Consider the following 11,407-nt stretch of genomic DNA (forward strand, 5'->3'; position numbering starts at 1 on the left):
AGCCAGCAAAAACTGACCAGTCCGGGGTATAAATCATAATTGGCACTGGCTTTACAAGCACCCTGTTGAGTTCTCAAAGAACAACCACACACCGATCAAAGCACCACACTCAGTGGCACCCATCACGGGGCTTTTACCGCTTCGCGCCCCGCGCTTTCAGCGCCAGGCACTTTTACTACGTTACCCGCTCGTTTCCGCTGTGTCAAACCGATATTTCGCGGTTCGTCATGCTTCAACCCGATAACGCGGGCACCATGTCGCAACCGGCTTGCGCCGCTCTCGTCATGGGTTCGGCAGGCCGGCCGTCGCGATTTCCCGCGACCCGCCCGGTGCCCTGCCGGTTCGTAACCATACCCGGTCGGTTTCGCAGCGCCAAATCCGCCTCGCGGCGTTTCTGGCGGCACCTCCCGGTTGGGGCTCCGGTGGGCGTGCCCACCCGACCCCCAGGCCGTTGGCCTACGCTCCGGCCGCTTCAAGCTTTCGCCTGTTTCGTCCGTTCCGCGCTGGCAGAGAGAAAGTTACGCGTCCGGCGGGATGATCGTCAAATCCGCCGGACGCGTCCCCCGTCACATCGTCGACAGGTGGCTATTCACCCAGCTCAACGCCCGCGAACGAACGCTTCCCCCGGCGCAGCACCAGGTATCGCCCATGCAGCAGGTCGGCCGGCGACACTCCGGCGTCCACAGCGGTCACCCGGTTGTTGTTGACGTAGGCGCCGCCTTCGGCGATCACCCGCCGAGCCTCCTTGAGGCCACTCACCAGACCGGAGTCCCGCAGCAGACCCGCCACATCCGGCAATTCGCCGGTGAGGCGTACGAGGCCCGCCTCGGCCAGGGCCGCGCGCAGGGTCTCCGGCGACAACTCGTCCAACGATCCACGGCCGAAGAGCGCCTGACTGGCGGCGATCGCCTGTCGGGTCTCGTCGGCACCGTGCACCAGTGTGGTCAGCTCCTCGGCGAGCGCCCGCTGCGCCAGCCGGGCCGCCGGCCGTTCGGCTGTCGCCTTGGCCAGCTCTTCCAGCTCGTCCCGGGTGCGGAAGCTGAAGTACCGCAGGTAGCGGTCGACCTCCTGGTCCTCGACATTGAGCCAGAACTGGTAGAAGGAGTACGGGCTGGTCATCGTCGGGTCGAGCCAGACAGCACCGCCCTCGCTCTTACCGAACTTCGTACCGTCGGACTTGGTGACGAGCGGCGTGGTGAAGGCCTGCACCGGCCCCGCGCCCCGTCGGCGTACGTAGTCGACGCCGGCGGTGATGTTGCCCCACTGGTCGGAGCCACCGAACTGGAGCTGACAGCCGTGCCGGCGGTGCAGCTCGAAGAAGTCGTTGGCCTGGAGCAGTTGGTAGCTGAACTCGGTGTAGCTGATGCCGGTCTCCAGCCGGGCCCGCACCACCTCCCGCGCGAGCATCTTGTTCACCGGGAAGTGTTTGCCCACGTCGCGGAGGAACTCGACGATCGACATCTCGCCGGTCCAGTCCAGGTTGTTGACCAACTGCGCCGCGTTCTCGCCGGAGTACGACACGAAGGGCGCAAGCTGGTCGCGGATCCGCTCGACCCAGCCGGCGATCACCTCGGTCGGGTTGAGCGCCCGCTCGGCGCTCTCCTTCGGGTCACCGATCTGCCCGGTCGCTCCGCCGACCAGCAGCAACGGGCGATGGCCGGCGAGTTGCAGCCGGCGGGCCATGAGGACCTGCATGAGGTTGCCGACGTGCAGGCTCGGCGCGGTGGGGTCGAAGCCCACGTAGTACGTGGCGGCACTCCCACCGTCGAGCAGCTCGCGCAGCTCGTCGAGGCCGGTCGAGTCCTGTATCAGGCCACGCCAGAGCAGGTCATCGGTCAGGGAGTCCCGCCCGGGCGGCGGAGGGCTGCTGTCGGTCACGGTCACCGATTCTCCCCCATCGCCGGCACCAACCCGTACCGGGTTTGGCGCAACCCGCCCCGGCTAGGCTTGCGCCAGTTGATCGAGGAGGGCCTTGCCATGGAGATTCCGGACCTGACGGGTGGCTTCGTCGCCCTGCTCGGCCTCAAGTTCGAGGAGGCCAGCGCCGACCGGGTGGTCATCAGCTGGCAGGTCGGCCCGCAGCTGCACCAGCCGTTCGGCATCCAGCATGGCGGGGTGTACTGCTCGGTCGTGGAGACCGCGGCCAGCGTGGGTGGCGCCCTCTGGCTGGCCGACCGGGGCACTGTGGTCGGGGTGTCGAACCAGACCGACTTCCTGCGGGCCGTCCGGGAAGGCGAGCTGAGGGCGATCGGCACCCCGGTGCACCGGGGCCGCAGCCAGCAGCTCTGGCAGGTGGAGATCACCGACGCCGACGAGCAGCTGGTCGCCCGTGGTCAGGTCCGGCTACAGAACCTCTCGCCCGCCTGAGCGACGGCGTTCGCCGCACCGGTCAACTGCGGGCCTCGTCCAGCACCGGCTCCGTGGGCTGGTCGGCGTCGCCGTCGCCGTCGGCTTCATCGGGTACGCGGCTGAGCCGTACCTCGGTGATCGCCCGGTGGTCGATGCCGGCCACCATCAGCACCCAACCGTCGAGCGTGACGTCCTCCCCGGCGACGGTGGGGATGTGCCCGAGCCGGGCCAGCACCAGCCCGGCGACTGTCGTGTAGTCACCGGCCGGGCGCGACGGCAGCTCCACGCCGATGTCCGGCAGGTCGTGCACCGGGAAGGTGCCGGGCAGCACCAGCGCACCGTCGGGGTCACGCCGCACCGAGCGCACATCCCGGTCGGTCTCGTCGTAGATCTCGCCGACAATCTCCTCCAGGATGTCCTCCAGCGTCACGATGCCGTCGACGGCGCCGCGCTCGTCCACGACGAGCGCGATGTGCTGACGCTCGGCCTTGAACTGGCGCAACGCTTCCACCACCGGCAGCGAGTCGGGCAGCAGCATCGGCGGTCGGGCGATCTCGTCGACCGGGCGGTCGTCGGGCACACCCACCAGGTCACGCAGGTGGATCACTCCGGCCGTGTCGTCCAGGCCGCCGTGGCGCACGACCGGAGCCCGGGAGTGCCCGGTGGCGGCCAGCACGAGCCGCGCGGCCTCCGCCGTGGTCCCGCTGTCGAGCGTGAAGACCTGCAACCGGGGTACGAGGACAGCCCGCAACCGCCGGTCGGCGATCTCCACCGCACCCGCGATGATGGTGCGCTGCTCCTTGGTGAAGCCGTGGTTGCCGGCGACGATGTCGCGCAGCTCGTCCGGGCCGATCTCCTCCGGCTCGTGTTTCGGGTTGAGCCCGACCAGGCGGACCACCACGTCGCTGGTGGCGCCGAGGGCCCAGACGGCCGGCCGGGTGAGGCTGGCGAGCAGGTCGAGCGGGCGGGCCACCAACAGCGCCCACCGTTCGGCGGACTGCATGGCGATCCGCTTGGGCGCCAGCTCGCCGAAGACCAGGGTGACGAAGGTCAGCGCGAGGGTGACCGCCACGATCGCCACCGTCTCGGCGGCGCCACCGAAGACCCCGAGCAACGGCACCAGGGGTTTCGCCAGGGAGACCGCCGCGGCGGCGGAGGCCAGGAAACCGGCGAGGGTGATGCCGATCTGGATGGTGGCCAGGAAGCGGTTCGGGTCCTTGGCGAGCCTGGCCAGCACCCGTCCGGCCCGGCTGGTGCGCTCCAGCCGCTGGATCTGGCTGTCTCGCAGCGACACCAACGCCATCTCGCTGCCCGCGAAGAGCGCGTTGATCACGACCAGGACTCCGACCAGGGCCAGTTGGCTCCCGTAGCTCTGCACGCCCGGTTCGCTCCCTCTCCGGTGGTGACGCCGGTCGGTCCGCGCGGCGCCTGCCGGTCGGTGGACCCGCCCGGCGTAGGCGTTGTCTGTGCCCCGTTTGACCCTGGCCGAATCCTGCCCGGGTGACGCAAACGCCGAGTGCGCGTGGAGGTTATCCGGACGGACTCTCTTGCGCGGATAGGTCTGTAATGCAAAGCTCACTTCATGACAGACGAATCTGCTCCCCAGGCAGACGGGCCTAACGAGCTGTTGGCGGCCGTGCGCGACCTGACACGCCAGGTCCGTGTCGCTCAGCGCGGCACATGGTTTCCGCTGCTGGTCTTCGCGGTGATCACCCTGGTCGCCATACCCGTCTACCGGTACGCCCCCTACGTCGACCTATTCGACACCTGCCGATCCCGCCCGCAGCACACGGTCTGCGTGGCGCCCAACCCGGCGGAGCTCGGGTATTGGACGGTCGCGCTGGTGCTCGCATACGCGGCGATCGCAGGCTTCTACGTACGGCAGTCCCGACGGCGTGGCGTGGGCACCCCGATCCGCCCCTACGTCGTCGTCGGCGTCGCGTTGGCCATTCTGATGGCGGCCGTGTCGATCTGGCAGACGTTCCACCCGCTCATCCCCGTCCCCGCCGACCCCTTCTCCACCGACCCGGTCGATATCGAGGTCGGGCCGGCGGCGTGGCTCATCAACGGGCTGGCCAGTCCGATAGCGGTCATCGCGCTGGCGCTGCTGGTGCTCGCGTGGGTCGAACGCAACTGGGCGCTGCTGGCGTACAGCCTCGTCTACCTGGCGATCGTGATGGTGCAGGGCAGCCAGTTCATCCACTCGGCCTCGCCGTGGTTCTTCCTGCCGCACCTGCTCGTCCCGGCGGCGCTGCTGCTGCTCGGCAGCGCCGCCTTCGCCCTGTTCCGGCCGACCCCCGAGGTTCCGGCGCGATGACCGACCATCCCACCAACGGCCTCGACGACGTGGTCCACCAGCGCGTCCGATTGGGCATCCTGACCATCGCGCACCAGGCCCGCCGGGTCGAGTTCGGTTTCCTGCGCACCACTCTGCAGCTGACCGCAGGCAACCTCGGGCAGCACCTGACCGTCCTGGAGAAGGCCGAGCTGATCCAGATCGAGAAGGGCTACGAGGGCAAGCGCCCACGCACCTGGGTGACTCTCACGGCTGCCGGCGAGGCGGCCCTGCGCGATGAGATCGCCTACCTCAAGCAACTCATCCAACAGGTCGAACAAGCGGAGACGGCGCCGACCGCCGACCGGTGACCGGCGGGCACGGGACCCGGCGCTGCGCCCGGAAGCAACGGCTCCAGCACAGCAAGGTCGGCGTTGCTCAAGTCTCCACGGGCCATACCCGTCTAACGAACGAGGTTCATGATCCCCGAGATAGGCCCTACGCCGTCGCGTTGGTCGGTGACGTCGGCAGGTCGAGGACGTACGAGTCGCCCTCGGGGCGGAAGCCGAGCCGGTGGTAGTAGGGGGCGACCATCCGGGGCGGGCTGACCACCCGGTGGAAGCCGCGTTCGGTGAACAGTTGGCTGCGCCGGTAGACGAACTCACCCGGGGTGAAGTCACGGAACTTCGGGGTCACATAGTCCAGGTCAATCTGGGCGACGCCGGGCGCCTCGGCGTGCGCCAGCACCACCCCGACCACCTCGTCGGCAGTGACCACGAGGAACGCCGAGCGCCCTGACGCCTCCGGATCCCAGCGGAAGCCGGGATTGAACCGGGCGATGTCGGCGGCGTGCACCCGCAGCGTGTGCGCGAGGAACTGGTCGCCGACGCCGACCTCCACCACCTGGTACGTCTTCTCGTCGTGCCGGGTGGCGAGCATCCCGCGCAGGTACCAGATGTTGATCACCGCGAGCACGACGTTGAGCCCGACCATGGGCCAGACCTCGATCGCGGCGTTGTAGCCGATCAGCACGACGCAGCCGACGAGGTTGATCGCGCGCAGTCGCAACACACGCGACTGCAGCAGCGACCAGACCAGCACCGCGGAGCCGGCCCAGCCGACGAGATCCAACCAGTTCACGTCGCGAGACTAGTGCCCGCCCAGGTCAGGGGCGTCGGCGGGCAGCTCCAGCAGCCACTCCTCGACGTCTTCGCCGCGACCGTTGGCGTACCCCGAGTCCTCACCGACCACCACGAACCCGCACTTGCGCAGCACCGCGAGGGAGGCGGCGTTGTCCTTGGCGGCGCGGGCGTGCACCGGCCGGGGCAGCTCGCGCAGCAGGGCGGCCAGGGCCGACGTGGCGTGGCCCCGACCCCAACGTGCCGGGTCGATCCAGTAGCTGACCTCGGTCTGGTCGCCGACCGGGAAGGCGGTCACGTAGCCGACCACCTCGCCGTCGACCTCGGCGGTGCGGACCAGGTTCTGCGGGTTGGTGAGCACCCGGGCCCAGTGTGCGGCGAACTCCCGACGGTCGGACGGGTCCTTCGGGCCGAACGCGGCCATCCGGTTGGCCTCCGGGTCCTGCTGGTGCAGGAAGAACTCGACGAGGTCGTCCTCACGGACCGGGCGCAGCAGCAGATCGGAGGTCATCGGCCGAGGGTACGCAACGGCGGTGACGACACGCCGCGCGTGGAGTCAGCCGACGACGGCCACGACCGCCAGCACGGCGGCGCCCAGGGAACTCGCCACCGACAGCAGTCGACGCCACGGCACCCGCGCGTCGACCACCGGCAGGGCGCGCCACCGGGTCGCCGCCAGGGCCACCCCGGCCGCCGACAGGCCGGCGCCGAGCGGCCACAGCCAGGCCGGCACTATCGACCAGTCCCCCATCCGGTGCCCCAGGCCGAGGTAGGCGAACGCCCAGACCGCCGCCGCCAGCAGCGTCACCTGGTCCAGTTGGCGACGGCGGGCGGTGCCGAGCAGGGAGAGGCCGCCGAGGAAGGTGAAGGCAACCGCGAGGCCGGCGCCGATCCACGGCAGCACCATCGACGTCGCCGAGTCGGCCTCCTTCGGTGGCACCCCGAGCAGCCGCAGCCCGATCGGCTCGACGCCCTTGTCCGTGTTACCGAGCACCACCACCGCCCGCCCGGTCGCCCGTTCGAGGCCGACGTAGGACCGGAAACCGCCGGTAGCGCCGTTGTGCCAGACGATCTCGCGGTCGCCGTGCCGGGTGGTGAACCAGCCGTACCCGATGCGGGTGTCGTCGTCCTCGCGGAAACGGGCGGTGGCGGCGTCGGCACCGGGTGCGGTGCCGGCGAGAGTCGCGGCGAGCAACCTGCCCAGATCCTCGGCCGTCGACCAGGGGCCGGCGCCGGCAGGGGCGTAGCCGGCTCCTGCCCACGGGTCGAGCGGCCGGCCGCCGGCCCGGCTGCCCTGGGCGCGATCGGCCGGCAGGTCGTCGACGCGGGTGGCGACAGTGGTGGCCGTCATGTCGAGCGGCCGTAGCAGCCGGTCGTGCAGCAATTCGGGGTACGCGACGCCGGCATTCGCGGCGAGCGCGTGGCCGAGCACGGACGGCCCGAGGTTGGAGTAGTGGACCTCGCCGCGCTCGTCGTCGTCGGTGTCGACCCGGTCGGTGGCGCTGCGAACGGCGTCGACGCCCTGCCCGGCGTAGGGGTTTGCGCCGGAGACGTTGGACCAGAGGATGCGTGCCCACCCCAATGGGGAGCCGGGGGCCAGCCGGGGCAGGCCGGCGCGGTGGCTGGCGAGTTCGGCGAGCGTGACGTCGCGGGCGGGGCCGGTGATCTCGGGCCAGGTGGCGCCGAGCCGGTCGTCCGGGCCGACGACACCGGCGGCGACCTGGTCGGCGAGGAGCATGCCGGTCAACGCCTTGGTGACCGAGCCGATCTCGAACGGGGTGCCCGGCTCCACGGGTCGACCGGCGAGGTCCCGGTCACCCAGTCCGGCGGTGCGGATCCGGCCGTTCTCGACCAGGGCGACGGCGAGCCCACGCAGCCCTGACTGGTCGGGCGTGGCCGAACGGGCGGCGGCGGCCAGGTCGCGGTCGCCGGTGCTCTGCCCGCCGAGTCGGGGCACCCGGGGCATCAACGCCACCCCGACCAGGCCGGCGATCAGCGCGACGGCGAGGACGGTGACTGTCGTCCGGCGCATGGTGGTTCCTCCGTGGGGTCGTCGGATGGGAGGCCGAGCCGCGTCTGGTCAGCGGCCGGCGGCGGTGAGGATGGTCAGCAGCGGCACCACGCGTTCGGCGGGGACGGCCCACCGACCCCGGCCGGCGCTGCGCAGCCAGCCGGCGGCGGTGATCTGGCGCAGGTGGTGGTGGAGTTGGCCGGTGGTGCCCAGCTCCTCGATCTCGGCGAGCTCGCTGGTGCTGTGCCGGCCGTCGAGGATCTCGCGCAGCAGCCGCAGCCGCACCGGGTGGGCCAACGCGGAGAGCGTGCTGGCCAGCTCCGTCCAGTCCGTGGCGAGCACGTCGTCGACGGTGCGGCCGTACTGCCAGTCGTAGTGCTGCCCGGCGACGCGGACGGTGCCGGTGTAGAGGACCGCGCCGGTGCCCTCGGGTGGCAGGCGCTGCTTGAGGCCGTCGAGGGCCCAGAAGGTGCCCTCGGATGCGGGTGGCGCTGGTGGCGCCGCCGTCAGGCGCTCGTTCAACGCGGCGACCTGAGTCTCCAGCGCGGCGAGCCGCGACTCCGTGGTGGTCATAGGTCGATGCTACGTACAAACGTACTTCCGTACAACCCGGACCCGGGTCTTTGGTCCCGAGCCCGTCGGGCGCAACGCCTCTGCCCTGGGTGATCACGCAGCGGCATGGTGAGACGGACGGCGTGCCGGTGACGCGCCGCGCAGGACGGGGAGGTCACTGGTGGCGAAGACGGGCGGTCCGGGCCGGACGCTGGAGGGCACGATCGAGGTGCCCGTCGCGGTCGGGCTCGACGCGGCAGAGGCCGCCGCCCGGTTACGGGCGAACGGACCCAACGCGGTGGCGCCACCGCCGCGCCGGCATGCGGCCGTACGGGTGCTGCACCAGCTCACCGACCCCCTGGTGGCCCTGCTGCTCGCCGCCGCGGTGGTGACCACTGTGCTCGGCGATTACCCGGACACCGCGGTGATCGTCCTGGTCGTGCTGGTGAACACGATCATCGGGGTGGTGCAGGAGATCCGCGCCGACCGCGCCATCGCGGCGCTGGGCCAGCTCGCCGCCCCCACCGCCCGGGTGGTCCGGGACGGCCGGGACCTGGCCGTCCCCGCCGCCGACCTGGTCCACGGCGACCTCGTCCGGATCGAGGCCGGCGACATCGTGCCGGCCGACCTGCTGCTGGTCGAGGCGAACCGGCTGCAACTGGATGAATCCGCGTTGAGTGGTGAATCGGTACCGGTGGGGCGGACCGTCGGTCAGGAGGCGCTGGCCGGGACGGTGGTCACCACCGGACGCGCGGACGGCACGGTGATCCGGACGGGGCCGGCGAGCGCGTTGGGCCGGATCAGCGCCCTGGTGGCGGGCACGCGGCCTGGCGCCACTCCCCTGCAGCGCCGGCTCTCCGCCCTGGGCCGCACGCTCGGGTTGGTCGCGGTCGTGCTCTCGGGGCTGGTCTTCGCGATCGGGGTGATCAGCGGGCGGCCGGTGGTCGACATGGCCATCACGGCGGTGAGCCTGGTCGTTGCGGCGGTACCCGAGTCGCTGCCGGCGGTGGTGACCCTGGCGCTGGCGCTGGGCGCGCGCCGGATGGCCGCCGCGCACGCCATCCCGCGTCGGCTGCACGCGGTGGAGACACTCGGCTCGGTGACCGTGATCGCCTCCGACAAGACGGGCACCCTCACCGAGGGGCGCATGGCGGTGCAGCAGGTCGCCACCACCGACGGGGCGCGGTACGAGGTCACCGGCAGCGGGTACGCCCCGCACGGCGCCGTGCACCAGGATGGCGCGCGGGTGGCCGTACCGGAGGAACTCCGCCGGCTGGCGCGGGCCGGGCTGCTGTGCAACGACGCCGCCCTGTCACCCCCGGACGACGAACGACGCGACTGGGGCGCCGTGGGGGATCCTCTCGAAGCGGCGCTCGTGGCCTTCGCGGCCCGGTGCGGCCTAGACCCGCAGGACACCCGCGCGGCCTGGCCACGGGTCGCCGAGCACCCGTTCGACCAGGCCCAACGGCGGATGGTCACCGTGCACCGCTCCTGCGACCAGCGTTACCTCGTGGTCTGCAAGGGCGCCCCGGAGAGCGTCCTCACCACGTCCCTGCTCGACGCCACCGACGATGAGATCGCCGCGCTGACCCGCACCGCCCACCGGCTCGCCGGGGAGGGCCTGCGGGTGCTCGCCGTCGCCGCCGCCCTGGCGGACACGTCGCCGGACCCTGCCGCGCCGACCGGCCTGCGCCCGCTCGGGCTGGTCGCCGTCGGTGACCCGCTGCGCGCCGGCGCCCCCGAGATCGCCGAGAGCCTCGACGCCGCCGGGGTACGGCTGCTGCTGATCACCGGCGATCACCCGGCCACCGCCGCCGCGATCGGCTCCCAGCTGGGCCTGTGGCACGACGGTGATCCTCTCGCCCGCGGCGACGACGACTCGACGGCGCACCCGGACACCCGCGTCTTCGCCCGGACCCAACCGGAACAGAAGCTCGACATCATCGCGGGCCTGCAGGCCCGCGGTCACGTGGTCGCGATGACCGGCGACGGAGTCAACGACGCGCCGGCGCTGCGCCGCGCCGACATCGGGGTGGCGATGGGTGGCGGCACCGAGGTCGCCCGGCAGGCCGCCGATTTGGTCCTCGTCGACGACGACCTGTCCACAGTGGCCGCCGCCATCGGTGAGGGCCGCCGCATCTACGACAACATTCGCCGGTTCCTGCGCTACGCCCTCTCCGGCGGGGTGGCCGAGATCCTGGTGATGCTCATCGGCCCGCTGTTCGGGCTGGCCGTACCACTGCAACCCGCACAGATCCTCTGGATCAACCTGCTGACCCATGGGGTGCCCGGGGTGGCCCTCGGTGCCGAGCCGGCCGAACCCGGCACCCTGCGCCGGACGCCCCGTTCGCCACAGGAGTCGGTGCTCGGCGCCGGGCTCGGTCGGGACGTCCTGGTCACCGGCGCGCTGATCGCCGCCGTGGTGCTGGGCGCCGGTGTGGTCGCCGCCGACCGGGACCTGCCCTGGCAGTCGGTGGTCTTCGTGGTGCTCGGGCTGGCCCAGCTCGGCGTGGCACTGGCCGTCCGGGCGCCCCGGCCGGCAGGCGCGCGGCGCGGCAACCCCGGCCTCCTCGTCGCGGTCGCGGTGTCGGCGCTGCTGCAGGTCGGCGGGGTGCTGTTCGCCCCGCTGCGGGACCTGCTCGGCACCGACCCCCTGGCACCGACCGTACTGCTGGCCTGCGCGGTGGTCAGCGCCCTGCCCGGGTTGGTGCTGTTGCTGGCCCGTCGCCGTCCGACCCCGCCGAGCGACCGGGTCGACGGGACCAATGGCCCCCGGTCCCTTACCGTCCGCCCCTGACCGTCCGGCCCGCATTGCAGGAGGATGAAAACGGAACGAAGGAGGACGTGATGACCAACAGATCCGGTGCCCCAGTGGTGGTGGCTGTGGACGGCTCGACATCGGCGCTGGAGGCGGTGCGTGTCGCCGCCCGGGAGGCCGCGACGCGGGGCCGCCCGCTGCGGGTGGTGCACGCGTTCATCTGGTCGCTCTACGGCGTGTCGTTGGAGCCGGCGCCGGGCGCTCCCGTCAACGCCGGGTTCCGGCGCCAGGCGGAGCAGCTGGTCGCCGAGGCGGTGACCGAG

11 protein-coding genes are annotated in these 11,407 nt (G+C 71.6%); 5 read left to right on the forward strand and 6 right to left on the reverse strand.

The window, feature by feature from the left end:
- Positions 1 to 585: 585 nt before the first annotated feature.
- Positions 586 to 1,878: a tyrosine--tRNA ligase gene (gene tyrS, locus AB0B48_RS28320; protein WP_357206815.1), complete on the reverse strand. Its 1,293-nt coding sequence runs from the start codon at positions 1,876 to 1,878 to the stop codon at positions 586 to 588.
- Between the two features lie 99 nt (positions 1,879 to 1,977).
- On the opposite strand from tyrS, the gene AB0B48_RS28325 reads away from it, so the two are divergent.
- Positions 1,978 to 2,367, forward strand: a complete 390-nt coding sequence (locus AB0B48_RS28325; protein ID WP_355009142.1) for a PaaI family thioesterase — start codon at positions 1,978 to 1,980, stop codon at positions 2,365 to 2,367.
- A gap of 22 nt (positions 2,368 to 2,389) precedes the next feature.
- Here the strand turns inward: AB0B48_RS28325 and AB0B48_RS28330 are convergent, their stop codons facing one another.
- On the reverse strand, positions 2,390 to 3,727 hold the full coding sequence (locus AB0B48_RS28330; protein ID WP_357206798.1) for a hemolysin family protein: 1,338 nt from the start codon (positions 3,725 to 3,727) through the stop codon (positions 2,390 to 2,392).
- A gap of 204 nt (positions 3,728 to 3,931) precedes the next feature.
- Here AB0B48_RS28330 and AB0B48_RS28335 point away from each other — a divergent pair, with 204 nt between their 5' ends.
- Positions 3,932 to 4,666, forward strand: coding sequence for a hypothetical protein (locus tag AB0B48_RS28335; RefSeq protein ID WP_357206800.1), 735 nt, complete (start codon positions 3,932 to 3,934; stop codon positions 4,664 to 4,666).
- Complete coding sequence (locus AB0B48_RS28340; RefSeq protein ID WP_357206802.1) at positions 4,663 to 4,995, forward strand: transcriptional regulator; 333 nt, start codon at positions 4,663 to 4,665, stop codon at positions 4,993 to 4,995. The genes AB0B48_RS28335 and AB0B48_RS28340 overlap by 4 nt, the downstream gene beginning before the upstream one ends.
- 127 nt (positions 4,996 to 5,122) lie before the next feature.
- Here the strand turns inward: AB0B48_RS28340 and AB0B48_RS28345 are convergent, their stop codons facing one another.
- The 4 genes from AB0B48_RS28345 to AB0B48_RS28360 are packed head-to-tail and all read right to left on the reverse strand — an operon-like array spanning position 5,123 to position 8,347.
- Positions 5,123 to 5,764, reverse strand: a complete 642-nt coding sequence (locus AB0B48_RS28345; protein ID WP_357206804.1) for a hypothetical protein — start codon at positions 5,762 to 5,764, stop codon at positions 5,123 to 5,125.
- Between the two features lie 9 nt (positions 5,765 to 5,773).
- Positions 5,774 to 6,274, reverse strand: coding sequence for a GNAT family N-acetyltransferase (locus tag AB0B48_RS28350; RefSeq protein ID WP_357206806.1), 501 nt, complete (start codon positions 6,272 to 6,274; stop codon positions 5,774 to 5,776).
- Between the two features lie 45 nt (positions 6,275 to 6,319).
- Positions 6,320 to 7,795: a serine hydrolase domain-containing protein gene (locus AB0B48_RS28355; protein ID WP_357206807.1), complete on the reverse strand. Its 1,476-nt coding sequence runs from the start codon at positions 7,793 to 7,795 to the stop codon at positions 6,320 to 6,322.
- A gap of 48 nt (positions 7,796 to 7,843) precedes the next feature.
- Entirely contained in the window at positions 7,844 to 8,347 is a 504-nt protein-coding gene (locus AB0B48_RS28360; protein WP_357206809.1) for an ArsR family transcriptional regulator, read from the reverse strand.
- A 160-nt stretch (positions 8,348 to 8,507) separates the two neighbouring features.
- Here AB0B48_RS28360 and AB0B48_RS28365 point away from each other — a divergent pair, with 160 nt between their 5' ends.
- A complete protein-coding gene (locus AB0B48_RS28365) occupies positions 8,508 to 11,123 on the forward strand; it encodes a cation-transporting P-type ATPase (RefSeq protein WP_357206811.1) in 2,616 nt (871 codons plus the stop codon).
- A gap of 50 nt (positions 11,124 to 11,173) precedes the next feature.
- Positions 11,174 to 11,407: universal stress protein (locus AB0B48_RS28370; RefSeq protein WP_357206813.1), on the forward strand; the 234-nt coding region annotated here is incomplete at its 3' end.

The sequence above is a fragment of the Micromonospora sp. NPDC049089 genome, from assembly GCF_040648775.1.
Classification (GTDB): domain Bacteria; phylum Actinomycetota; class Actinomycetes; order Mycobacteriales; family Micromonosporaceae; genus Micromonospora.